This window comes from Companilactobacillus sp. FL22-1 (assembly GCF_043951805.1).
In the GTDB taxonomy this organism is placed as follows: Bacteria; Bacillota; Bacilli; order Lactobacillales; family Lactobacillaceae; genus Companilactobacillus.
The window spans coordinates 63,622-89,331 of sequence record NZ_JBINJY010000003.1 but is presented as its reverse complement, the minus strand read 5'-3'; the positions used below and the strand labels follow the sequence as shown (position 1 = coordinate 89,331).

Annotated in this window: 24 protein-coding genes and 1 pseudogene; 4 read left to right on the top strand and 21 right to left on the bottom strand. The window is 36.6% G+C overall.

What is annotated here, in order from left to right:
• Window positions 1-189: 189 nt before the first annotated feature.
• From ACG72T_RS03265 to ACG72T_RS03190, 16 genes and pseudogenes are all read right to left on the bottom strand, one after another.
• The gene (locus tag ACG72T_RS03265) at window positions 190-675 is read right to left on the bottom strand and encodes a PTS glucose transporter subunit IIA (protein WP_395264587.1); all 486 of its coding nucleotides are present in this window, start codon (window positions 673-675) and stop codon (window positions 190-192) included.
• A complete protein-coding gene (locus tag ACG72T_RS03260; RefSeq protein ID WP_395264586.1) occupies window positions 676-1,449 on the bottom strand; it encodes an HAD-IIB family hydrolase in 774 nt (257 codons plus the stop codon). It lies immediately after the preceding gene.
• A 1-nt stretch (window position 1,450) separates the two neighbouring features.
• Window positions 1,451-3,130, bottom strand: a pseudogene (locus ACG72T_RS03255) (PTS transporter subunit EIIC).
• A 121-nt stretch (window positions 3,131-3,251) separates the two neighbouring features.
• Complete coding sequence (locus tag ACG72T_RS03250) at window positions 3,252-4,016, bottom strand: MurR/RpiR family transcriptional regulator (RefSeq protein ID WP_395264585.1); 765 nt, start codon at window positions 4,014-4,016, stop codon at window positions 3,252-3,254.
• Window positions 4,017-4,131: 115 nt separating this feature from the next.
• Window positions 4,132-4,596, bottom strand: a complete 465-nt coding sequence (locus tag ACG72T_RS03245) for a universal stress protein (protein WP_395264583.1) — start codon at window positions 4,594-4,596, stop codon at window positions 4,132-4,134.
• Between the two features lie 18 nt (window positions 4,597-4,614).
• Window positions 4,615-5,835: a carboxylate--amine ligase gene (locus ACG72T_RS03240; protein WP_395264582.1), complete on the bottom strand. Its 1,221-nt coding sequence runs from the start codon at window positions 5,833-5,835 to the stop codon at window positions 4,615-4,617.
• Between the two features lie 363 nt (window positions 5,836-6,198).
• Window positions 6,199-7,353, bottom strand: a complete 1,155-nt coding sequence (locus ACG72T_RS03235) for a BspA family leucine-rich repeat surface protein (protein WP_395264581.1) — start codon at window positions 7,351-7,353, stop codon at window positions 6,199-6,201.
• A 211-nt stretch (window positions 7,354-7,564) separates the two neighbouring features.
• Window positions 7,565-9,469, bottom strand: a complete 1,905-nt coding sequence (gene asnB / locus ACG72T_RS03230; RefSeq protein ID WP_395264580.1) for an asparagine synthase (glutamine-hydrolyzing) — start codon at window positions 9,467-9,469, stop codon at window positions 7,565-7,567.
• Between the two features lie 14 nt (window positions 9,470-9,483).
• Window positions 9,484-10,653 (bottom strand): metallophosphoesterase family protein, encoded by a 1,170-nt coding sequence (locus ACG72T_RS03225; protein WP_395264579.1) that lies wholly within the window; start codon window positions 10,651-10,653, stop codon window positions 9,484-9,486.
• A 117-nt stretch (window positions 10,654-10,770) separates the two neighbouring features.
• Window positions 10,771-11,295: a GNAT family N-acetyltransferase gene (locus ACG72T_RS03220; protein ID WP_395264578.1), complete on the bottom strand. Its 525-nt coding sequence runs from the start codon at window positions 11,293-11,295 to the stop codon at window positions 10,771-10,773.
• Window positions 11,296-11,357: 62 nt separating this feature from the next.
• Window positions 11,358-12,035: a hypothetical protein gene (locus ACG72T_RS03215; RefSeq protein WP_395264577.1), complete on the bottom strand. Its 678-nt coding sequence runs from the start codon at window positions 12,033-12,035 to the stop codon at window positions 11,358-11,360.
• Window positions 12,013-12,852 carry an ATP-binding cassette domain-containing protein gene (locus tag ACG72T_RS03210; protein ID WP_395264575.1) on the bottom strand — a complete coding sequence of 280 codons (840 nt, stop codon included), beginning with the start codon at window positions 12,850-12,852 and terminating at the stop codon, window positions 12,013-12,015. Before ACG72T_RS03210 ends, ACG72T_RS03215 begins: the two co-directional genes overlap by 23 nt.
• Window positions 12,849-13,340, bottom strand: coding sequence for a hypothetical protein (locus ACG72T_RS03205; protein WP_395264574.1), 492 nt, complete (start codon window positions 13,338-13,340; stop codon window positions 12,849-12,851). Before ACG72T_RS03205 ends, ACG72T_RS03210 begins: the two co-directional genes overlap by 4 nt.
• Before the next feature lie 36 nt (window positions 13,341-13,376).
• The gene (locus ACG72T_RS03200) at window positions 13,377-13,922 is read right to left on the bottom strand and encodes a DNA-3-methyladenine glycosylase I (RefSeq protein WP_395264572.1); all 546 of its coding nucleotides are present in this window, start codon (window positions 13,920-13,922) and stop codon (window positions 13,377-13,379) included.
• Between the two features lie 58 nt (window positions 13,923-13,980).
• Window positions 13,981-14,472 carry a universal stress protein gene (locus ACG72T_RS03195; RefSeq protein WP_395264571.1) on the bottom strand — a complete coding sequence of 164 codons (492 nt, stop codon included), beginning with the start codon at window positions 14,470-14,472 and terminating at the stop codon, window positions 13,981-13,983.
• Between the two features lie 77 nt (window positions 14,473-14,549).
• Window positions 14,550-15,662, bottom strand: a complete 1,113-nt coding sequence (locus tag ACG72T_RS03190) for a glycerate kinase (protein ID WP_395264569.1) — start codon at window positions 15,660-15,662, stop codon at window positions 14,550-14,552.
• 64 nt (window positions 15,663-15,726) lie between these two features.
• On the opposite strand from ACG72T_RS03190, the gene ACG72T_RS03185 reads away from it, so the two are divergent.
• The gene (locus ACG72T_RS03185; protein ID WP_395264568.1) at window positions 15,727-16,530 is read left to right on the top strand and encodes a tyrosine-protein phosphatase; all 804 of its coding nucleotides are present in this window, start codon (window positions 15,727-15,729) and stop codon (window positions 16,528-16,530) included.
• 252 nt (window positions 16,531-16,782) lie between these two features.
• Here ACG72T_RS03185 and ACG72T_RS03180 read toward each other — a convergent pair whose 3' ends face one another.
• The 3 genes from ACG72T_RS03180 to ACG72T_RS03170 are packed head-to-tail and all read right to left on the bottom strand — an operon-like array spanning window position 16,783 to window position 19,433.
• Window positions 16,783-17,541 carry an ABC transporter ATP-binding protein gene (locus tag ACG72T_RS03180; RefSeq protein ID WP_395264567.1) on the bottom strand — a complete coding sequence of 253 codons (759 nt, stop codon included), beginning with the start codon at window positions 17,539-17,541 and terminating at the stop codon, window positions 16,783-16,785.
• Window positions 17,486-18,436, bottom strand: a complete 951-nt coding sequence (locus ACG72T_RS03175) for an ABC transporter permease (protein WP_395264566.1) — start codon at window positions 18,434-18,436, stop codon at window positions 17,486-17,488. The genes ACG72T_RS03180 and ACG72T_RS03175 overlap by 56 nt, the downstream gene beginning before the upstream one ends.
• A gap of 25 nt (window positions 18,437-18,461) precedes the next feature.
• A complete protein-coding gene (locus tag ACG72T_RS03170) occupies window positions 18,462-19,433 on the bottom strand; it encodes an ABC transporter substrate-binding protein (protein WP_395264565.1) in 972 nt (323 codons plus the stop codon).
• Window positions 19,434-20,211: 778 nt separating this feature from the next.
• Here ACG72T_RS03170 and ACG72T_RS03165 point away from each other — a divergent pair.
• The 3 genes from ACG72T_RS03165 to ACG72T_RS03155 all read left to right on the top strand — a co-directional run bounded on the left by ACG72T_RS03165 (window position 20,212) and on the right by ACG72T_RS03155 (window position 22,483).
• Complete coding sequence (locus ACG72T_RS03165; RefSeq protein WP_395264564.1) at window positions 20,212-21,420, top strand: MFS transporter; 1,209 nt, start codon at window positions 20,212-20,214, stop codon at window positions 21,418-21,420.
• Between the two features lie 52 nt (window positions 21,421-21,472).
• Window positions 21,473-21,862, top strand: a complete 390-nt coding sequence (locus ACG72T_RS03160) for a winged helix-turn-helix transcriptional regulator (protein WP_395264563.1) — start codon at window positions 21,473-21,475, stop codon at window positions 21,860-21,862.
• A gap of 168 nt (window positions 21,863-22,030) precedes the next feature.
• A complete protein-coding gene (locus tag ACG72T_RS03155) occupies window positions 22,031-22,483 on the top strand; it encodes a pyridoxamine 5'-phosphate oxidase (RefSeq protein WP_395264562.1) in 453 nt (150 codons plus the stop codon).
• Window positions 22,484-22,730: 247 nt separating this feature from the next.
• Here the strand turns inward: ACG72T_RS03155 and ACG72T_RS03150 are convergent, their stop codons facing one another.
• Together ACG72T_RS03150 and ACG72T_RS03145 are read right to left on the bottom strand one after the other, a co-directional pair.
• The gene (locus ACG72T_RS03150) at window positions 22,731-22,916 is read right to left on the bottom strand and encodes a hypothetical protein (RefSeq protein WP_395264561.1); all 186 of its coding nucleotides are present in this window, start codon (window positions 22,914-22,916) and stop codon (window positions 22,731-22,733) included.
• Window positions 22,917-23,333: 417 nt separating this feature from the next.
• A complete protein-coding gene (locus tag ACG72T_RS03145) occupies window positions 23,334-25,685 on the bottom strand; it encodes a phosphoketolase (protein WP_395264560.1) in 2,352 nt (783 codons plus the stop codon).
• Between the last annotated feature and the right edge of the window lie 25 nt (window positions 25,686-25,710).

Here is a 25,710-nt window from a genome sequence, read left to right as displayed (position 1 = left end):
TTTATTAGAAAAATTTTCATCTTTCTTAAATCCGAATATTTATTGAATCTTTGTGAAGGCATACTTTTCAATATCTTAGGTAATCATCAACGTTATTATACTGAGAAGTTTCAATTGAAAATTGATATAACAAACACGTTAAATAGGAGTCCAAATTTTTTATTTGGACTCCTATTTATTCTAAACTATTCAATCCTTAACTATTGTGGCGGCTAACTCCCCAACCTTCTTAGTACCTGTTGAAGATTTAGCTGATAATTTTAAGTTATCACTATTAGTGATAATCACCATCGTAGTAGTTTTCTTACCAGCATCCTCAACTTGATTAAGGTCCATGATTGCGATTGGATCGCCTATTTTAACAGTGTCGCCTTCTTTTACCAAAATTTCAAACGGTGAACCTTTTAGTTCAACTGTATCAATACCCATGTGAATTAGTAACTCTAAACCATCAGTTGTTGAGATTCCAATCCCATGTTTTGTCTCAGGTACCATTGAAATTGTTCCAGAAACTGGAGAATAAAATTTACCGTCTTCAGGTCGAAAGCCATAGCCATCTCCCATCATTTTTTGACTAAATACAGGGTCTTCAACTTCTGATAAGTCGATAACCTGACCATTACCAATAGCCATTAGGGCTTGATCATCTTTACTTTTACCAAATAATTTGAACAATTATCTTACCTCATTTGGATTTAAATATTTTGTTAAGTCAGAAAAATTATCAATATAATTATCTGCCTTACTCTTCACTTCTTCATTAGCATGTGAGATACAAAAAGACAAATCAGCCCTCTCAAACATTGGGGTATCATTTCCTGAATCTCCCACAACAATAATCTCACGATTGTAACGTTCACGAATTGCATCAACTGCGGTTCCCTTAGAACACCCTTGTGCAGAAATTTCAATTCGCTGTTGTGTTCCTCCCTCATAAATAGAAAGTTTAGGAAACATCTTCTTTAATTCTGCAAAAACTTTATTAAATCGATTACCGGGTCGAGCATTTATCTTATATACTTTCATGTTTGAAACTGTTTCAAATGGATCATCTAAAGTTATTAAATTCATGCCCCATAATCGTTTAGTATCTGTAGCCTTATACGAACCAACTCGACTGATTCCATCTAAGGCATCAAAAATCACATGGTTTGTCTTCAGATAACTTAGGATGTCATCTAGATCTTTTCTTTGCAAAGGCTCATCAACTAGGACTTCTCCACCAAATCCAGTAATTGTCGATCCATTGAATCCAATTTTTATATCCGCCCTAAGATTATTTTCTTGCTCTAAATAATTTATTTCTTTAATAGACCGTCCCGTTGCAATGCCCAAAATATAGCTTTCTTTCAATTCGGAAAAGGCCTTTAAATCAGCCTTTTGAACTGAATGTGAGTCCATTACAAAAGTTCCATCTAAGTCGGTAAGTATTATCTTTTTTTCTGTCATATTACTCACCCATCCCTAAGACATCTTGAATCTCCATCTTTAAGACATTAGCGTGACCACCGTAGATTGATTGCATCTGCATACCTGATTCATTGAATCCCATGGCTCCAAGATTATTAACAATTGTATCCTTATCAACAACGCTCTTGTCTTTAACATTGATTCTTAAACGAGTAATACATGCATCTACATCAGTGATATTTTAAGGACCACCATGTGCTTCAATCAAGGCCAAAGCTTGTTCATGTGTTGACAACTTAGCAGTTGATGAAGTAGTAGCTGTTACCTTACCTTCATCTTTAAGAGTATGAACTCCCATTTTCTTTCTAGTTTCATCCTTACCATGAAGTTTAATATCCTCAGTATTATCATCACGTCCTGGTGTCTTGCAGTCAAACTTCAAAATAGCAAATCTAAATACAAAGTAATACATCGCAAAGCAGAAGACACCTACAATTGGCATAATATACCATTTTGTTTTTGTTCCTTGAAGAACCCCGTAAATAATAAAGTTAATCAATCCGTGCCCCGTAGGAGTCAAGTATGCTGCACCTAAAGCTGAAGTAACAGCCATTGTTAAACCTGCAAGAACAGCATGGATGGCATAAAGAGCTGGAGCTACGAACAAAAATGTAAATTCGATAGGTTCGGTAACACCTGTTAAGAAAGCTGTTGCGGCGGCTGCGAATAGCAAACTTCCAACTTTCTTCTTATTTTCTGGTTTGGCACAAGTATACATGGCCAGTGCAGCACCAGGTAAACCAAACATGTTGTACACAAATTTACCAGAACTAAAACGAGTGATCAGTGGATTAATTGCACCACCATGAGCTAATGAAGCCATATATGCGGCAATTGTACCTTGATATTGACGTCCACCAATCGTAAAAATACCACCTAATTCAGTTGTTCTAACTGGCCAATTTAAACCATGATGTAAACCAAATGGTAGTAAAAGACGTTCGATTACGCCGTAGAAGAATGTTCCAATTGAACCAGATTTAAGAATCAAAACCGATAGTGCAGCAATTCCTGTTTGAACTACTGGCCAAACAAAGAAAAAGACAACTGCAGTCATAGCCATGACTGGCATAATTAAAATTGGAACTAATCTTGGTCCGCTGAAGAAGTCTAGAACTGTTGGTACATGCATCTTAATAGCACGCTTATGAACAAAATAAACAATCACACCTGTAATAATTCCACCAAAAACATTTAAATCCATTGTTTGGATACCCAAAACTGTTGTCTGCATCTTATCAGCTAATGCTAGAGCAGCCTTAGTTGGATCCATTCCTGCCGTATCAACTAATTGACCAGATGCACTAAGTAAAAAGTTCATCATATATTGAAGTGTTAGATAACCTAAAAGTCCGGAAATAGCGGCAGATCCTTTTTCATGCTTTGCTAATCCAACAGCCACACCAACTGCAAAAATGACTGGTAAATTCTTAAATGCCGCTGATCCCATGGTTGATAAGAATCCCATAATAAATTGGAACGTGTGATTCTGCATCCATGGATACATTTTAACCGTGTCGGCATTAGTGAATGCTGAACCTAGCCCTTGAAGAATACCAGCTGCAGGTAAAACCGAAACTGGTAATAGAAAAGACCGGCCAAACATTTCAAAACCTCGAATGAGGTTATTTCTTTTTCCTGTACTTGCTTGAGCCCCCATATAAACATCTCCTTAATAATTGGATCACTTTTCATTTACTAAGGTATCATCATTATCTCAAGAATTCCCTTTTTATAAGGTTTAGACCTTAAAAGGTCAAATTTTACTTTAGCGTAAAAAATTACTCTGTTTTTGAATCGTGATTGACAATATATTCAAAAAATATGTCTGACGCTACATTAAGCATCAATCTTGAACGCATACGTTTTCTAGGTACAGGAGATTCATAGACCATCAAGTTGACATCACTGAGCTCTATAACAGATTTTGCATTGGTGCCCGTAATAGAAATAATCTTTGTACCATTTGCTTTAGCCGACATTAAGTACTTATTCACTAGATCATTGCCACCCCCTAGTGAAATTACAATAATCACGTCTTTGTTACTAGAAATATCGGCAATATCTCTGATGGCATACAATTCTTCATAATCGTTTGACCAATAATTCAGGAGTTTCAATTTACGATTTAGATCACTTGCTACACTGACACTAGATCCGCTACCAACACAAAAGATCCGTCTCGCTGAGTTAATTTCTTCTGCGAAAGCCCTAACCTTTCTTTCATTTTGCATGTCAATGGTCTTCTCAAAATCACCTTTAATGCGAGTTATTATTTTGTCAAAATTCTCAGTAATTTTCTGGTCATTTTGATCTTCATCCAAATATTGAGCTGCATCAAACTTCATTTGACTGAAGGAATCATAACCTAATTTTTTTGCAGCGCGAACTATAGTAGCACTTGATAAGAAAAGGCTATCTGAAATATCCTTTATTTTTAACTTATTAGGAACCTTAGAAGATATTACATAATCGATAATCAACTGCTCGTTAGCTGTTAAACCTTCATATTTATCAGCTATTCTTTTATAAAAATCGGAATTCATAAGTTTATGTAACCCCTTTCTATATTTAGTTTAAAAAAAGATGAGGCCATAGCCTCATCTTATCATTACTTAATTGGACCCTTTTTCGTTCTGTAAGCGAACTTTTCAAATCTGATTATCTAATAACACTAACAGAACATTTGGAATTATTAACAATCTTTGAAGCTTGTGAACCGATCGTGTTGCGATTTCTATTCTTATCTTCAACACCTACGATCACAAGATCTGGTTGGAAACTAGGAATCACTTTATCAACGATCGTTGAACCAGGATTACCTTCTGTTACCATCAAATGAATGTTCTTAACTCCATATTCTTCGGCTTTTTGTCCGTATAATTCTAGCAGTTTCTTGATTTCTCCACGACGTTCTTTCAATACTTCGGGATCAAGTGATTGGAAAATATTTAAATCACCTGTTTCCAATACTGACACAATCCCTAATTCTGCATCGTGATGTCTAGCAAGTGAGCAAGCATAATTAAACGCATTCTTAGATGAGACAAAGTCATCTGAATCGACACAGATCAAAATTTTCGAATACTCTACTTTTTCAACTTTGTATCTTTCTATTTCGTCCATCAATTAAGCCTCCTAGGACTATTTAAAATCGCGTCCCTTATTTTCTTGGAAATATTTATCAAACCGTTTTACATAGTTGTGGAACATGTAAGTCATCAACAACCAACGTTTGAACGATTTATCTTTATCGTAAAAGACTGTCGTTCCAATGCGATCTTGTTTGATCAATTCGTTAGCATAATCAGTTGCTTCGTTCTTGGCGGCGTATTTTTCAAATACTTTAACCGGAACACCTAGCCACAACTTATGTTGAGCCTTATTCTTATTAGCATAAACAGTTGGTTCATTTTCAAGACTGCCTTCAACATAATCTTCGACCACGTATTGGGCCAAGTTATAACCATTCAACGTTACAAAGAAACTACTTCTACCTTGACGCAAGTTGATTTCAAAGAATTTGAATGTCTTATCACGTGAGTCATACTTCATATCGAAGTTAGCATAACCAGTAAATTCAATATCCTCTAAGAATTTTTGGACCTGGTCATAAACATCCTGATTGAATTCTGGGATGATAGCCACATAATTACCGATTGCTTGAGGTGTAGGATCTTCCAAAATTGGGTGACCTAAACACATCATCTTAACGTGATGTTCCTGATCAACGTAAGCGTTCAAAACACGCATGTTAGAGTCATCACCAGGGATGAAGTCTTGTAGGATCAAGTCTGATGTATAACCATTATCATAAATTTTGCCAACAATACTCATATATTCTTCTTGGGAATGAATTGTGAAAGCCTTTTTCCGACCTTCAAAATGAATATCCAACCATTCAACACTATTGGCAGGTTTCAAAGCTACTGGGAAATTAAAAGGAACATCCAAGTCAGTCTTTGTTTCGTACATATCTTTTGTAATAATCTTAGTTAATGGATGTGGCAACCCATGTTCTTCGGCAACTTTGTAGAAACTCTCTTTATTATTCAATGATCTCAAGAAATCATAGTCAACATATGGGCAGACAAATGTTTTCGACAATTCCTCTTTATGTTTACTGATCAATTCTGCATAACCATCGCCACAAGCTAATAAAATTACTGGTTCTTCATGATTTTGATAGATTTTGGCAATTTCACGCATTTTTTCAATAAAAACAGGGTCTTCAGAAAATCCTGGGTTTAGAGTTAAATCTAAGATCTTTGTATATCTAGTCGGTGCCAATTGGATATCGGCATAGGCTTTAACTGTGCCCCCATACAGTTCATGGAAAGCACGTGCCATTCCGTAAACATTCATGTCACTACCTAAAATTATAGGCGTGAATTTTTTTCCTGATTCAGTTTCGATAGGGATCAACCTCTTACTATATTAATTCTATTTTTAAATTTTCACACATTTCAAACAAAATTATACCATACTCACTTTATCACAACGAGGGGCACTCAATTATTTAATCGATTCAGCTTACGACTTTCTTAATTTATCAGCCTTTGTAGGACTTTTTAATTAACTTGATAATATGAAAAAATATCACTAAATCGTATAACGTCATAACGCCATTTTGAATATCGGATCGACGAAAAAGACCCCTGATTCCTAATTTGAAATCAGAGGATATATTATATTTATTTCACCAAAAGATGTTTTAATGTGAAATGCTTAAGCTTTTTCCAAATCAACAGTTTCTGAGTCAACGAATTCATTGGTCGAAATCTGATAATACTTATGATCATTTAAGATGACTTCTTTAGCTACTGGCCAACTGCTCAATGCACCTAAACCACGATTGCTCAACATCTTAGCTCGGCTATTGTAAAGGTGAGTCATCATCACATCTTTAGTTTTAACGACTTGTCTAGCATCCCGATATAAGTAAACATCCTCAGCTTTGACAAATGAATTTCCTAACACGTGATAATATTTTTGACCTTGCACTTGGATCATCTTATCGCTAAACCAACTGTAATTTGGCCGTAACTGATGTCCAACATTAATTTCACCATTAACTTTGTACGTCTGAGCATATTTCAAATCAGGATGAACGGTAATATACTGCATAAACTTAGCGCCTTTGACTGTAGAACTATCGTCTTCTGGTTCTACGGTCTCTATGGGTTTGGCTGGCTTATCTTTTTCGACTGGCTCAACTGTACTAGCTAATCTGAGTGAACCATTTAATTCTGGCTGTTCAATTGGTTGGAAGTTAACTTGATCTTCACAGACCAAGCCCTCTTCAGTTGCTTTAACGTGAACTTGTTGCTTATCAGCTTTAAAACCAACTTTTTGTGGCAAATTCAACTCAAAAGTACTCCCGACATATTCTGGACGAAGCTGTTCCGGAACTTCAATAATCAAATCTTCGTGCAAATTATTAGCTACTGCCACTTTATTTGAACCGTGGTATTCCACAGCTGGTTTTATGACCCAGTTTCCTTTATCGTGACGGCTGAGTAATTCAATTGAATTAATACCGGCCTTATCGACTGGCTTAGGATTCTTAGACGTACCGCTGCCCACTTCGATCCAGACATGATTCTTCAATTTGAGCGTATGCTCTTGGTCCTTGGGTACTACAAATTTCTCACCTATTTTTAGTGATTTCAAAGCATCAGCCGATTCAAACATTGAATCCATCTTTTGAACTTTTTGTGTATCAAACGTTGTCAAATCAAGTTCTTCCAACGCTTCACAACCAGCAAACATTTGTGACATATCACGAACTTGTTTGGTATTAAAACTGGTTAAATCTAACTTTTTCAATGAGCGACAATTGAGAAACATTTGACTCATATCAGTAACGTGACTAGTATCCATTGTTTTACCCCTACTTCTGTTCTAAATCTAACCCCTTACTTTAAATTTAGAAAAACTCACAAGTTTACTATAACAAACGTCCTATGTTTCCGTTACCAATAACAAAATCTTTTATTGTTTCTTAAACTTATTTTTATTTAAATGACTAAAAATACTCCCTGATCCTTAATCTAGAATCGGGGAGTATCTTTGTTCTTAAATTAAAATCATTCTATTTTTGATCAGCTACGACAACTTGTGGGTCAACATCAGGCTTCTTACCACCATCAATAAAGTAAACTTTATACCAAATCAAGAAGGTATAAATTGTCCAAACCTTACGACGATCATCGTTTTCACCACGATAACAACCATCGAGCATCTTCAAAATTGCATCTTGGTCAAAGAATTCACCAGCAAAATCTGAACTGAACAATTCACGGAAGTCTTCATAAACTTCTTTTGTCTTGATCCAGTCACGAATTGGTACTGGGAAACCAAGTTTTTCACGCTTAGCCCATTCAGAAGGCAAAGCACGTTCAGCAGCTACACGTAAAGCATACTTACTATCTTTACTATTTAGCAAATACTTCGTTGGGATACCCGCTGCCACTTTAGCCACTTCTTTATCCAAGAACGGAACACGTAATTCCATCGAATTGGCCATACTCATACGGTCAGCCTTCAAGATGATATCGTTTGCCATGAATTGGTGAAGGTCAAGATATTGCATCTTCTTAACTTCGTCATCATAATCACGTACTTTGTTGTAACTTCTCATCACGATATCATGAACTGAACGTGACTTTTCAAATTCAGGTTTGACCAAGTCGCTAGCTTCTTTTTCAGTAAAGATCTTAGCTTGACCGATAAAGAATTCTTCAGCTTTAGCAGTTGATTCATACAAATGTAAACGACCTGGGAAGTTTGGCATCTTCTTCAAGCCATGAGCCAACTTGTACTTAACACCCTTAGGTAACTTCTTCAAATCTTCAGCTACAACTCGAATAGCCTTTGAATGTGAGTGGAAACCATAGTTAGCATATCCTGCAAATAACTCATCGGCACCTTCACCAGATAAGATAACGGTAACGTCGCGGCTAGCTAATTTGGTAAGGAAATATAACGGTACACATGAAGGATTGGCATCAGGTTCATCCATATAATATTGAATCAATGGCAAGGACTTGATTGCTTCTTCTTTTGTAACGATACCACGAGTATTTTCGAGGCCTAATTTGTCAGCTAAGAGTTTTGCGGCAGAGCCTTCTTCATAAGTACTTGTATCAAAATCGATCGAGTAAGTATGTTGAGGTTTCAAAATAGCAGTAACGTAACTGGAATCAACCCCACTGGATAGTAATGAACCAACTGGAACATCACTGATAGAGTGTTCTTCAACTGATTGACGCAATGATTCGTCAATACGTTTAACTGTTTCTTCAAATGATAGGTTATTTTCTTTGAAGTCCATATCCCAGTACTTCTTAATGCTCAACTTGCCATTCTTATATGTGAAGTAGTGGCCTTCTGGAATGCGGAAAACATTCTTAAAGAAAGTTTCGTTCATTGCTGAATATTGGAAAGTCAAATATGGCTTCAAAGCAGCTTTATTTAATTCCATCTTGAAGTTAGGTTCTTTCAAGAAAGACTTGATCTCTGAACCGAAGATGAAAGTACCTTCACGATTGTAATAATACAATGGCTTGATACCAAAGAAATCACGGGCACCCGTCATATCACCAGTCTTTAGATCATAGATGACAAAGGCAAACATTCCACGAATCTTCTTCAATAAGCCTTCGATACCCCACTCTTCAAAACCGTGAAGTAAAACTTCAGTATCAGTTTCAGTTGTAAAAGTATGTCCAGCATCTAATAATTCTTTTCTAATACCTTGGTAGTTATAAATTTCACCATTGAAAATAATAGCTTTAGACTTGTCCTCGTTGTAGATGGGTTGCATTCCACTATTAATATCAATGATACTCAAACGACGGAAACCTAATGCAGCATTTCCATCGAATAATTCACCGGAACTATTTGGTCCACGGTGTTTGATTGTTTCCATCATTGCCTCAATCACAGGCTTTTTGTCTGCAATATTTTTATCTACGAATCCGACGATTCCACACATAAAAAAATTCTCCCTTATATTTCAAAACTTACATACCTTGTTGCGGCTCCGTAACCATAAATCTGTAAGCGTAATTTATTAGGATCGATATTAATGAAATACCCTGCCAATTCAGAGACTTCATTATAACGGCGATCCCACTTTTTGTTATAATCAGTCGTTAAACCGTGCTTCTTACCCATAAGGGCCGAACAATTTAATATTATATGATTAATTTCAGAAACTTTGTAGTTTTTTTCATAATGCATATGTCCACAAATATAAGTTGTTACTTTCGAGATACCAGTTGTCGAAAAATCATAACGAATATTCACGCCAAAGTCTCCAGTTAATTCATTTTTCAATTGCCCTGAAGCTTTACTATTGAATGCAACTAGTAACTGCTGTACTAAGTCACCATTAAAGTTTAACGCACTGCGTCCACTCGGACTAACAATATTGGCATGACCCATTACGACTACATGCTTATCGATCGTTCGTTCTAAAACAGTGGTTAGATCCTCCAATTGTTGCTCTCTGACTCCTCGAACTTTCTTAAAGTCATATTTTTTAGATCCATTACTAAGGATATAAGGAATATCACTCGTGTCAATAAAAATTATTCGAATATCACCTTTATCGTACCAGCCAATTTTAGAAACTGGATTCAACCGATGAATCGCCGACTGTTCAAAATCATTTTTAGTAACTAATGAATCATAGTCATCACGATGAAATGAGGCTGACTTAAAAAAGCGATGCTCGTCATACTTATCATTTTCGTCATGATTACCTTCCAAAATAAAAAATGGTGCTTTACTGGCTTGATAATTTTCTACTGCAAATTTCAAAATCCCTCGACTGATCTCTGGCTTATCACTACCATCCATCAGATCGCCTAAATGCACATTCAAGTCAACGCCGACATTATCACTAACTTTATTTGCCTCAATGATATGGCGCATACCATTAATTCCATAATAAGAAGCACTCACGACAGCCTTAGCATGAGTATCAGTTAGAACAGAAATTGTAACTGTATCGTCGGTGACATTTGGCAAAACATTATTCTGATAAACACCTTCAATATAATTAACCACAAACAGTCTCGGTTTCAATCTTCTCAAAAAGCTATCTGTCTGAGTTGAAATAAGTTCCGAAGGCTTGGGCAAAAGTGCCCGTTTCGCAATATCTGTAATCTTCAATTTACCGTTCTCCTAATATCCAAACCCTGGATATGAATATAGTAAAAAAACCATCTTAACGATGGTTAATTATGTCTCAATTATATATCAAAAATATGAAAAATAATCCAATCACGCTTACTTAAGAAGAATTTGATATGCTTTTCGATTTCCATGATCTTCTTCCATCGTAATGGTTCCTTTTTCAACAAAACCGCTATTCTCGATGATATGTTGCATGACTAAATTATCTGGATGTGTATCGATTCTGACATCGCGATAGCCAAGATAAAACGACATTGTCAATAATTGTTGAATAAGAGCTGAACTTAAATGTTCTCCTTGATGATCAGCCTCGATAGCAATTCGATGAATGACAGAATAAGTTACTTCGGAATCTTTGTCCCAAGTTCCAGAGGTCATATCTTGGTAATTTTTATCGTAGCCTTGTTGTAAAGCTGCAACACCAACGACTTCACCATTAAGCATCAATACAAAGCTGATATCTTCTTCAATATCTTGTTTTAAGATCTCATCACTAGGATAACCGCTTTGCCATTGATCAACTCCTCGATTTCGGAGAGTCTTCTTGGCACTATTGATAATTTCGATAATTCTTGGCAAGTCTTCGGGTACTGCCTGGCGTAAATAAATATTACTCATAAAATTGCCTCCTCATTTCATCAGAGTATTAAAACAGAAATACACACCAAATTGCAATAGTTTTATTTAACTTTTTTATTATTTTTATAAATAATTGAACTAATTAAAAATAGAAATAATGCGTATAAAAACGTTTGCCCAATCAATGGCCAAAGATGTAAAATATCAGACTTATTTTGCAACGTCATAATAATTTTCGACAATGGCGGCAATAACCAGCTCGCATAACTCAACACTTCAACTACATTTCCCGACAAAGATAAATAAATAAAAACTAAGACTCCTACCTGTCCAAGACTGGAATGACGGTACCACTGCGTCTTAAAGAGCGTGGCGATTCCACTGCCTAATAAGCCGACGGCAATCAATGCCAAAATCCCGACTAAGTCAAATGGTAGACTTGGATTCAAGATTAAGCTAAAAATAAATATTAAAATTCCAGAAAAAATATTTATTATTAATGCCACCAAAAATTGACTTCCAGCATCCGCCCAAGAGCTATTTATTTTTTGCTTTAAATACTTATTTTGTCGGCTGTCATTGTAATAAAGATTCATCGTAGTTAACAAAGCCAAGAAAAAAGTTCCAATCAACAAGAGACTGTATTTTTTGACTGATGAAATACCTAATAATGAATCTGCCGTCAAACCAAAAGTTAAAATTCCAAATAATAAGGTCAGATATAAGTAATTTTGGAAGAACAATTGAAAATAACTTTTAAAGAGAATTTTGATTTTCATCTTTTTGAACCCCCTTTAAGCGATAGTTAAGCTGTAACATCTTTGCTACGACTTGATCCTTCAAAGATAGAGGTATCTCTAATTCCACTTGATCATCGATGATCGAAATTACAAACTTCTCCAGCTCTTTTGGCAAAGCTACTGAGTTTCGATTGACTGCAAAGACCAACAGACGCTTTTCTTCTGAAGGTTGCACCGTTTTGACTGGGGTCAACTTTGCATCCTTTAACAAATATTGATTATCGAGAGAATTTTTGACAGTTTGAGAAAATTCCGTACTGCCAACCAATATACCAGCGCCATTTTCTTTCAAGTCTTGCATCAAACTTAACATTTTTTCAATTGTCTGCTGGCTTTGAAAGGCGAAAGGCTCATCTAGTAGCAAGATATTGGGATGACCAGCCACGGCAGCTAAAAACCCAACTCTTCGTCTCAAGCCCAGTGACAATTGACGCACAGGCGTATCTATATAAGGACTCATCCCTAAAAAGGTAATCATCCCTTGTAATTGTTCTGGTCGGACAGCTAATTTCTTGGAAAGTCGACGAATACTTTCTAAATATTTGCCAACGTTTTGATCGATCAATTGTGGGTCGAGTTGTGGTAAATAACCAATCCTACTGCCTGGCGTGTATTCGATCGTACCACTGTCAGGGACATTTTCTTGTGCAAGCGCTTCTAATAGCTGTGTTTTGCCACTGCCGCTTTCCCCACTCAAACCGATAATTTGATTTTGTGATAAAGAAAAAGCCACATGCCTAAATGCAAAGTAGCCTTCATTTTGCAATGATAAATCATTGACTTGTATTAATTTCATTTTTGCCATGCCTCGATAGCATAAGCTGCCAATCCGATCGAAAGAACGGCATCTTTAGATAGTGAGTTTCTTACATCAGCAACGATGGTATTATCGTACACTGCACCGATAACAGTAAAAGCAAAACTAACTAGGTCGATGTCAGTTTTAGCCTTGTATTCTCCGCTGGCAAATGGGTCTTCATGATTGTATGAAAAGTTAACCTCATGAGCATCTAAAGAACCATCCACATGATTTACTTGAACACGGTCATGTAGTTCGCTCAATTTGTGATCTGGACTTTGAAGTGTCAACAGATGATCTGACTCATTTTGGTAATAATCGTCTTCGGTCATCTCAAAGTAATCCTTGATAGGTTTTCTCAATACTTCCAAAGAGTCCAAAATATCGTAGACAGCTTGTGCGTCAAATTCTTGTGACTTATCTTCGATTTTACTGCGGTCTTCATAAAGCTTTTCAGCTAGTTTGCTAATAGTTTCAGAATTCATAATTATCCTCCGTCATTACTCCCATTATACTAATTTTCACTTAAAATCACAGGTATCAAGATGATCATTGATTACACCTGTTGCCTGTAAGAAAGAATAGATAATGGTTGGCCCCACGAATCGAAAGCCACGTTTCTTTAAATCTCGACTGATTCTTTGCGACAATTCGGTTTGAGCCGGCACTTCACTCATATCACTATAATGATTAATTATTGGCTTATTATCAACAAAATTCCAAATATAATCGGAAAATTTTTGATTATTCTGATGCATCGTCTGGATTATCTTAGCATTATTGATCGTCGAATCAACTTTCAAACGATTACGGATAATTCCTTCATCAGTTAACAACTCATCACGCTTGTTTTGATCAAAGGCGGCCACTTTTCTAACATCAAAGTTTTCAAAGGCCAGCTGATAATTAGAACGACGTTTGATAATCGTTGCCCATGACAACCCAGCTTGCGCCCCTTCTAAAGTCAGCATTTCAAAAAAATATCTTTCATCGTGATTGGGACGGTCCCACTCATTATCGTGATAGTCTTGCATTGCTTGTGAACTATTGGCCCATTGACATCTCATCTTATTCTCCCATAAAAAAAGCTGGCCCTCACCAGCTTTTTTAACTATCTTCTTAAAACTATTTCTTCTTTTTATCTGAAACTAATTTCTTATTATCAACATCAGTTCTGACAATAATAACATCGGTTCTGGCATTTCTTGTAACATATTCCGAAACAGAACCAACCAAGATACGAGTGACCGCATTCATACCAGTCGAGCCGATCATGATCAAGTCGTTTTCATATTCTTCAATAAACTCTTGAGAAATAACGGTCTTTGGTTCACCAAAACGCACGTGAATGTCAATGTCGTCTTCTTTAAATCCATCATCAACAGCTTCTGACTTCAACTTGTTGAGATAATTTTGAGCATCTTCGGACAGTTGATAAATAACGTCACCATTCAACATACCACCATGCAAACCAATAAATTGTTTTGTATCTAGCACTGTTAAAACGTCGATATGACCACCATTCATCTTAGCGACCGTTACCGCTTTTCTAAAGGCCATCTCTGCTTCTTTTGATCCATCTACCGGAACCAAAATTCTCTTATAATCTTGTTCCATAATTCTATCCTCCAGTGCACTTATTGAAATCCTTAATTTTAGATTAATGCATTCATTTATATTATTCAATAAAATGGCTATTTAAAAGCTAAAAGTGTCCGAATAAGTTGATTAGCGACTGACTCATAGTTTTCAAAAATAGTGATTTCATCGTCGTATTCCGTCATTTGAGTGGAAAATATTCCCGTGAATAATTGCTCGTAGTTCTGAAAATTATCAACAAAATTATTGCATAATATAAAAGTGGGTATTTTTTCTGACCCCGCTATTTGACTCAAGTGGGAAAGAATATCGTCGTAGGCTGAATCTTTTGAGACCTTTTCGGTGGCCGCAATCAGAATATCAGCCGAACGAATCGTTTCTTTCATCCCAGTCACTTTAGCGATCCACTCGAATGATGAACGTGAAATCTTCGCATCAATCATGGCAAACGCCCCTGCCAACGTCTTGATTGAATCCGAATGTGGCATCGGGTGTATATCTAAATTATACTTCTGATTCATTTTTTCGGAAATATAAACTAAATTATCTTCCAAAAAACTTTCCTGAGCTTCATTGAGATATTCCACTGTCTCACACAATTTATGCGCACTAGAGAAATTCAATAGTACAGTGATGTGAGTCCGCTTGCCCAATAAATTATAGACATCCTCTAAATCAATCCTGTGAGCGTTTATCAGTGGATTTTCTCCTTCGGGAATCAATGACCCTTCCTCATCATAAATCTTGGCACCAAGCGCTTGTAAGACCCCCAGACCACCATCCGCCACGGCAGTCTTTCCTAAACACAAGACAATATTTCTAATACCAGTGGTAACAGCATCGACAATGAACTCTCCAATACCATAACTTGTAGCATGAAACAACTGATCACGCGATTTATTTTTAGCTAAATCTACGCCAACCACTTGTTCAGAATCAATAATTGCGGTATTTTGACTATCGATCCTTGTAATTAAGTAATGCCCGTTTTGACTGTTCCAAAAGGCATCAAAATAAGGCAGATCGACCCACTGTCCGCCAATAGTGTGCTCAACTAGAGCTGGTATTCCATCTTTACTGTCCGTAACTGGCATCGTCACAATTTCAGCTCGGGGCAAGGCACGACTGATTCCACTATAGATGGCCTGCCCAATTTTTTCCGAGCTAACTTGATTGCTGTATTTTCCGGGTGCAATAATGAACTTCATAATAAGGATAACTCTTTCTTTTGTTATAATGATATATAGAAAAAAATGACCGAGGTAGATAAGAATGGCTAACGATAATGACCGTGTTTTAACTCTTGATAAAGGCGTTAATTTCCGTGAACTAGGCGGCTATCAAACGACCGATGGCAGAGTAGTAAAATATCACAAAATTTTGAGATCGGCAGGTTTGGGAGACTTGACTGATCATGACCTTAAAACTTTAAAAGACTATGGTTTGAAGATCGATGTTGATTTTCGTTCAAGACAAGAAATCGACAAAAAGCCCGATAAACGTCCAGAAGGCGTTCGTTACGTCTGGGCTCCTGTCTTCCAAGAAGATGAAACCAAAGCTTCAGAAGTGCAAAGTGAAAATTACATTCCTGAAATTGGTGGTGATCCAACCGATGGATATGAACATATGATTGAGGTTTACCGTGATATTATCACAACTGACAGCTCAAAGGCGGCTTATCGAAAATTCTTTAATCAATTATTACTAAATAAGAACGACAATGAAGTTTTACTTTTCCACTGCAGTGCTGGTAAGGACCGGACAGGTATGGGAGCGGTCTTTTTCTTGAAAGCATTAGGTGTTCCTTTTGAAACGATTAAACAAGACTATCTGTTGACTAACACCGCTAACAAAGAATTCGTCACCGATATTTTGAATCTGTTGGATTCTAAAGGCTATAAAGATCCTGATGTCATCAATTCTGTCAAAGATCTAATGACCGTTCATTATAATTACTTAGCCACAGCTTTGAATACCATCGACAAATTTTACGGCAATATGGATGCTTATATTCAAAAAGAGTTGAAAGTCAGCCCTTCAGAAATTGACTCTCTCAAGAAGATTTATCTACAATAACCTCAAATCTTCTTATTTTTTAAATATTGGCATCATACTTTCTTCACATTTAGAGCTTAATATATGTCTTGTAAGTTAAAGGAAATCAAAAAGCTTTAACTTATCCCCTATAAGATAATCTTCATATAAAAGATAGATAGTAATCCTCATTAATAAAATAACCTGATAATTAATCCATCCTTCCCCCCTGATAAATGGATTATGAAACAAGTAAAACTAGTCATCGAACTCTACTTCGATGACTGGTTTTTTTTATACAAAGGCTTGAAGCAACTGTTCTGTATCCAAATTCTGTTTCTCTTCGCCTTGAACGTCTAATTTGATCTTGCCGTCTTGAACCATTATCAAGCGATTGCCATATTTTAATGCGTCTGACATCTTATGAGTAATCATCATGGTAGTGAAATGCTGATTTTCTACAATCTCACTAGTTATATTCATGACTTCTTGACTAGTCTTTGGATCAAGAGCCGCCGTATGTTCATCTAACAACAACAATTTTGGCTGACTCAAAGTGGCCATCAGTAGCGATAAAGCTTGTCTCTGACCACCAGACAAATATTTAACTTGGGTACCAGTAAAGTTTTCCAAACCCATGTGCAAACTCTTTAATAACGTTTGATATTTCATCAAGTCCGTTTTTCGTTGATACCACTTGAGATTACTAGTCTGTGTGTGTTGTTGAGCTAAAATCAGATTTTGAAGAACTGTTAGATCGCCAGCTGTTCCCATTTTGGGGTCTTGGAAAACCCGTGACATCCATCTAGCACGATAGGCGACTGATTTTTTGGTAACATCTTGTTCAACTAGATCAATTTTTCCAGCGTCAGCCGACAAGGTCCCGGCAATGGTATTCAACAGTGTCGATTTACCAGCACCATTATTTCCAATAACTGAGACGAAATCTCCTTCATGAATATTCAAATTGATATCTTTTAAAACATGACGCTCATTATCAGTCCCGGGAAAGAATACTTTTTGCAGATGTTTCACTTGTAAAACTGTCATCATCTTGTTCCTCCATTTGTTTCAAATATTTCTTTAATTGTCGCTTCGTTTGGATGCGAGTTTGCACAATTGGCACGCAGATAACGATCACGAGAATAATGGCCGAGAGGATTTTAAGGTCATCGGCTGGAAAACCTAATCCCATGGCGATGGTTAATAATAATCGATATACGATTGCTCCTACAACCATTGCTAATAGTCGGGTGAGAATACCGTGTCCACGTAAGAAAATTTCTCCCACAAGCACTGATGCTAATCCAATCACGATCGTCCCGATCCCCATACCGATATCAGCGTAACCATTACTTTGAGCAATCAATGCTCCTGACAAAGCAATCAAGCCATTGGAGATCATGTAGCCAAAAATGACCATTTTATCTGTATTGATTCCGTTTGCTGCTGACATATGCGGATTATTACCAGTTGCCATCAGAGCTAATCCCAACCGCGTTTTGAATAACAAATATAAAATCAAGATAACAATACTTGTCACAATTATTCCTAAAACTATTGTTTGAAGTTCCAGACTCCAAGTTTGAGGTAAATATTCTGTCAAAACTTTTTGACTCAATAATGGCACGTTGGACTTTCCCATGATATGCATATTGATCGAATACAAGCCTGTCATCGTCAAAATTCCTGCCAATAGCGAAGGAATCCGTAATTTGGTATCTAAAATACCAGTGACTAATCCCGCCAGACAACCAGCTAAAAAGCCGACAAACGCTGCTACAATAGCCGAGCTTCCTTTTAACATCAGACTGACCGCTACGGCAGCCCCAAAAGGAAAACTACCCTCAGTCGTTAAATCAGGAATATCCAAGATTCTAAAAGTGATAAAAACGCCAATTGCCAGTGGCGCCCATAATAATCCTTGTCCTAAACTAGATAAAAACATGTTTCTTACCTCCACCAATTTCTAACTAAGGTTGCTTAATTTGATCAGGATCGATGCCTAATGCTTTCGCATTGTCCTTATTTACGTAAAGTCTTAAGGTATGCGAAGTTTCCACTGGCATATCTTGAGGCTTTTTCTTATTGATCAAAATTTGATAAGCCATCTTGGCTGTTTGCTTACCAAGGTCGTGATAATTAATTCCATATGTAGCCGTACCGCCATCTTCTGCCATTTCAATTGAGCCAGTTACGACTGGTAATTTAGCCTCACGAGCTTTTTTACCAACAGTTTTCATTGAACTAGCCATTAAATTGTCAGTCGGAATATAAATACCAGAAACTTTTTTGGCCATACCTGATAAAGCACTCGCAACGTCGTTAGTACTTGTGACACTGACGATATTCAATTTCAAATTATGATTTTTAGCATATTGCTTAACCATTTTGATTTGTAAAACTGAATTCTCTTCAGATGAGTTGTACAATACTCCAATTGGTTTATCGCTCTTAGTCAAAGTCGTTAATAATTTAACTTGCTTGTCGACAGGACCGAGATCCTTTGTTCCTGTAACATTTGTGCCCGGCTTTTGGTCAGTTTTAACCAAACCAGCACTCTTCAAATTGGTAACCGCTGTGACAACGATTGGAGTTGTCTTAGTCTTTTTAGCTAAAGCTTGTGCAGAAGGAGTAGCAATCCCTAAAATCAAGTCGTTTTTCTTCTGAGTCAATTGCTGCGCCATTGAATTCAAATTAGATTGATCACCTTGAGCATTTTGATAGTTGTAGTTAATTTTGATTGATTTGTCATGTGCCTTAACTTCTTTATTAAGCTCTGATTTGAAACCTTTTCTGGCTGCATCTAAGGAGCCGTGTGGTACAACTTGTAAAATTCCTACGTTCAAAGTTTGCTTATCTGATGCCGAAGCATTGTTTGAGAAACCTACCAATACTAAGGCTGCCATTGTAATTGTTAATAAAGTGATTAGTGTTTTTTTCATGAAAAATTATCCTCCCAATATATATATATGATTGTCTTTCGACAACCCCATAACACTTTCTATGCGACAAGTCGCTAAACCCTCGGATTACGGTTGTCTTTCGACAACCCCATAACACTTTCTATGCGACAAGTCGCTAAACCCTCGGATTACGGTTGTCTTTCGACAACCCCATAACACTTTCTAAACGACTTAGTCGCTAAATTCTCGGATTACGGTTGTCTTTCGACAACCCCATAACACTTTCTAAGCGACATAGTCGCTAAGAAAGTGTAAAAAAAAACCAGCTAGATTCGGATAGGAATCTAACTGGTTTAATTAATTGGGCCCAAATAATTTTTCTCCAGATAGATTCAACCCTGTATCTATCTGGCTTCAAAAGACATGTTTAAAAGCTTTAGCCAATCGATAGATACGAACACGTACGCGTCCGTACCCAAACGTTGGATACAAACGCTATCTAAAGAAAAAGCTAAAGGCAAATTGACTATTCAAATGTGAGTTAAGATTATTACTTGTTTTCATAATAAAGTTCCTCTTTCGTTTTCAATTTACAGTTATTAGTAAAGCACGCTTATATTAATAAGTCAATAATATTATTAAATATTATTTAATCTAATAAATCATTATTTCCCTTTTACCTTTATTCAATTCTTTAACACAGCTTATAGGTACTTTTTTGTCCCTACCGCACTTTAAAGTACGTAATTGTTTTATAATCCCAACCCCATATAATGTGATACACATAATCAAATATTACCTAAGGGGTGAAAATAATATGAACAAGAAAGTATCACCAAATTGGATTCTTTTGTCATTAGCTATCAGTGCTTTTGCCATTGGATCAACAGAATTTATCAGTGTCGGAATTATGCCACTACTAACTAAAACTTTTGGCATTTCTATTTCCGAAGGTGGCCTAACAGTGTCCATCTATGCGATGGGTATCATGTTCGGCGCACCAATCTTAGCCTTAGTTACTAATCGTTGGAACCGCAAAAAATTATTGATTGGTATCATGATCAGTTTCGTGCTTGGAAATATCCTAGCTGCCCTAGCTCCAACTTTTGCCATCCTTCTGATTGGTCGAGTGATCGCTGCTTTGTCACACGGTATTTTTATGACTATTGCTTCACTAATTGCTGCTGATGTCGTTGCACCTAATAAACGTGCTTCAGCAATTGCAGTTATGTTTACTGGCTTGACTGTCGCTACAATCACCGGTGTTCCGATTGGAACTTTCATTGGACAAACTTTTGGTTGGAGAATGTCCTTCGTCTTCTTGATCGTACTTGGATTGATCGGTTTGATCAGTAACACAATTTTAGTACCAAATGAATTACCATTGCCAAAACCAACTAGTGTCAAGGGTATTTGGAAGATTGTTAAGCAACCACAATTACTTTTGATTTTGATCATCACAGCTTTAGGTTATGGAGCAACTTTCCCAGTTTACACTTACCTAACAACAATTTTAAATAAGAATATGGGTTGGTCACAGAGTGCCATTGTCATCATCCTTATTTTCTACGGAATTGCTGTCGCTATTGGTAATACTTTAGGTGGTCGTTGGGCTAACAACAATCCGCTTCGTGCTTTGATGAAAATGTTGATTGGTCTAGGTGTTGCCTTGGTTGTAATGCGTGTGACGATCAATCTTCATTTTCTTGGCTTGATTGCTGTCTTGTTGATGGGGCTTTTTGCTTTTATGAATGTGCCTGGACTACAACTTTATATCGTGCAATTGGCAGAAAAATATACGCCAAATGAAGTTCCTTTGGCATCAGCTTTAAATATTTCCGCCTTTAACGTTGGTATCACCTTTGCTTCAACCGCCGGTGGAATTGCTGTTTCACATAATCAAATTTTAAATACACCTTTCATCGGTATTATTATGCTGATTATCGGAATAGTTTTAATTTGGATTCTAATGAGAATGGAAAGTTCATCTGTTCGTTCAAAAGATTTAAATTTAGAAAATTGCTAAGACTAATTAGTGATGTTAAGATACATTTACTGGATAGAGAGGATGACTAGTGATGAAACAGGCAATTTATAATATCGGTGTTGAAAATACCATGAGAATTATCGGCGGCAAGTGGAAACCTATCATTCTCTGTCATTTAAAGCATGGCAAGATGCGTACTGGTGAATTACGTCGTGCTATTCCTAACATCACTCAAAAAATGTTGACCCAACAACTACGCGAATTGGAAGACGACGGCATTGTTGCTCGTAAAGTGTACAATCAGATTCCTCCAAAAGTTGAATACTCATTAACTGAATACGGTCATTCATTGAATAAGATCTTGGAAGCCCTCTGTGTTTGGGGTGAAAATGATATCGATCGACGTAAAGAAAATGGCGAAAATATTATTCTTCTCAACAGAGAAGATGTTGAAAATGATGCTTTGCCATATGCGGATTAGAAACTTTAACGACAAGATTTCTCTTAAGAGTCAGTATAAATAAAGCAAAAATAATAAACCATATCAACTGGAAAAACTAAGTTGGTATGGTTTATTTTTATTTACATATAAAATAATTTGAACAATCCTAATGTATAATATAGCCATCAAACAAACTGGAGGTTTTTTATGAATCAACCAGATACTCATTCCATCCAATTACTACAAAAAATTTATAAAACTTCTGACAAGATTGCTATCAGTACTGCATTAAATGGGCAAGCCGATGTGCGAATAGTTAATTACATTTGGTTTCCTGACACTCCCAATAAGCTTTATTTTTCTTCAGTTAAAGGCACCACCGCTCTCAAACTATACCAAGATGGAGCCGATATTGCCTTTATTACTATTCCTCATGATGATACGCCATACAATCCTTTTGTCAGGGCTAAGGCAGTTAAAGCAGTCCCTTCTTCAAAAAATATGATTGATTTATTGCCACGTTACCTCGAACTAATACCTAATTATCAAAATACGTGGGACGCAATCGGACCTTCCCTGCAAGTTTACGAAATTATTCTGCAGAACATCCATGTTGATGCTGGAATTGGACAGGAAAAAATCGATATTAGTTTTAATTAATTTAAAAATACGTTTGGAAATTAAAAATGATCTCAACTAAATCATAAATTTAGTGAGATCATTTTTTATTGACTTGAATTTTCAATTCAACTGTAACTTCATCCACCGGTACAAATTCCTTGGTGTCTAACAGATAATAATCCTGCCCATTAATATGAGCTAGTTTATCAACTTTCCAAGTTGTATTTGCTGTTAAAGCTCGATTAAAAATATCGAGGTCTTACTAAATGAATTTATAACTGAATGATTAATCAATAAATGTAAATGTATGTGTTTTTGAAATTTTGTCTTCTGAGTAAACAGCTAAGACGATTGCAACAATTGCAACTACTGGAATGATGTATCGACTTTGCAAGACGAATAACATCATCAAAAATATGGCCACGACCGCCATTAGTGCTACTTTCATGAATTTTACGTTTCTTGTTGTCATATCATCCACCCCTTAGTGTTTTCTCTTTTTCCAAAGATGATATTACCATGTTAGAAAGCCTTTAACAACCCGTCAGAACTGGGATTGGAGGTTGTTGGAGGCACTTCAATTTTTATTCTAATAATCATCGATTGAGTCTTAAAATGTATTAAAAGAAAAGTTCTACTGCCAGTAGTATTTTCAATATCGTTCAAATTTTTGTTAAATTATTCTAAGAGATTCTTAAAATGAAACTTATTCAATTATTTTTAAACTTATTTACTTGATAAACCCCGATATAACGCCATTCAAAGACACTTGTTTATGATATGTGAACACTAAATCGACATCTGTCACTAATAAGTTTTCTAATAATAAATGTAATTGAAGTTTGACATCAAAAAAAAAAGCCCTCCCAAAGGAGAGCTCTTTAAACGATTATTCCCATGTCCAGTTCTTTACTTCTGGTAAATCGTCTCCGTATTCACGGATGTACTTGTTATGTTTATCAACTTCAGCTTCCATTTCATCAGCAAAGTCACTTGCTCCATCACCTTCAACAGCAACGGCAGCTTCTTCTGCCAAGTGGAATCTATCCATTTCATTAACTACACGCATGTCGAATGGTGTAGTGATATCACCATTTTCACGGTAACCATGAACATAAAGATTGTGGTTATCACGGTCAAAGAAGATTTCCTTAATGATATCTTCAAAACCATGGAATGCGAACAAGACTGGTTTATCAACTGTAAAGATTTCGTTGAATTCAGAATCAGTTAGGCCACGAGGATCAACTTCTGGTGATCTCAACTTCAATAAGTCAACCACGTTGACGAATCTGATCTTGAGTTCTGGTTTTTCTTTTCTAAGAATACTAATAGCAGCTAAAGCTTCAAGGTTTGGTTCAGTACCCGCAGCGGCAATGACAATGTCGGGATCGCCATTATCGTTGGAAGCCCAATCGATCACCTTTAGACCTTTTTCAGCTAATTCTTGGCCTTCTTCAATGGTATAGAATTGTGGTCTCAATTGTTTTGAAGTAACCAATAAATTGATCTTTTCTTGGTCGTCCAAAACTTTAGGCATAACAGCCAACAATGAATTTGTATCAGCTGGGAAGTATTCACGGATATATTCAGGCTTCTTTTCAGCCAAGTGAGTAATGATACCTGGGTCTTGGTGAGTGTAACCATTATGATCTTGTTGGAAAGCTGTTGAAGTAGCAATAACGTTTAGTGATGGATATTTGTTTCTCCAACTTAATTCGTTAGCTTTTCTCAGCCACTTGAAGTGTTGGGTCAACATTGAATCGACAACTCTCAAGAAAGATTCGTAACTAGCAAAGATACCGTGACGACCTGTCAAAGTATAACCTTCATTAAATCCTTCAGCTTGATGCTCTGAAAGTTGCGAATCAATGATACGTCCTGCTGGTGCTTCATATTGGTCAGCGGGTTCGTGAACGGGTTCCATCCATTGACGAGGTGAAGCTTCAAATGCACCATAGAGACGATTTGACATTGTTTCATCAGGACCAAACAATCTGAAATTATCAGGATTTTGCTTGATAACATCTTCCAAATATTTACTTAGTTCGATCATATCTTGAGCAATTTTTTCACCACGCTTATCAAACTTCAAAGCATAGTTCTTATAGTCAGGCAATTTAAGTGGTTTAGGATCAACTCCACCATTAACCATTGGGTTCATAGCCATTCTGCTTTGACCTTTAGGAGTAATGGCAGCAATGTCGCTCTTCAAAGTACCGTTTTCATCAAATAATTCGTCTGGTTTGTATGATTCCATCCAATCAACTAGTTTATCGATGTGTTGCATATCATTTTGGTCAACTGGAATTGGAATTTGGTGAGCTCTAAATGAACCTTCGATTGGTTCACCGTCCCAAGTCTTAGGACCAGTCCAGCCTTTAGGAGCACGGAAGATGATTACTGGCCACTTAGGCATTTTAGCTTCAGAAGCTGGATGCTTTCTAGCTTCTGCTTGAATCGACTTGATCTTTTCAATGGCAATATCAAGTGTCTTAGCCATTTCTGGATGCATCTTTTCAGGATCGTCGCCTTCAACAAACATAGGATCCCAACCCATACCTTCAAAGTACTTAGTCAAGTCTTCGTCACTCTTACGTGACAAAATAGTTGGGTTAGAGATCTTGAAGCCGTTTAAGTTTAGAATTGGCAATACTGCACCATCATTAACTGGGTTAATGAAGACATTTGAGAACCAAGAAGCTGCCAATGGGCCAGTTTCTGATTCACCATCACCAACTACAACTGCTGCAATTTCGTCAGGGTTATCAAGGATTGCACCCACACCATGTGATAGAGAATAACCTAATTCTCCACCTTCATGCATTGAACCAGGAGTTTCAGGGGCAGCATGTGAAGCCACACCACCTGGGAATGAAAATTGTTTGAACAATCTTTGCATACCTTTTGTATCTTGAGTAATTTCTGGATAAATTTCAGTGTAACTGCCATCAAGGTAAGAATTTGAAACCATTACTTGCCCACCATGACCTGGGCCTTCAATATAAAACATCTTAAGGCCATACTTGTTGATTGCACGATTCAAATGGGCGTAAATAAAGTTTTGGCCTGCAATAGTTCCCCAGTGTCCGATTGGGTGGACCTTAACATCCTCAGGCTTAACTTCACGTCTTAATAAAGGATTATCTTTTAAGTAAAGTTGACCAACAGAAATATAGTTTGCTGCTCGCCAATATTTATCGACTAAATTTAAATATTCTTTTGATGAGTAATCTGTCATTACCAGCACACTCCTTACGTATTTA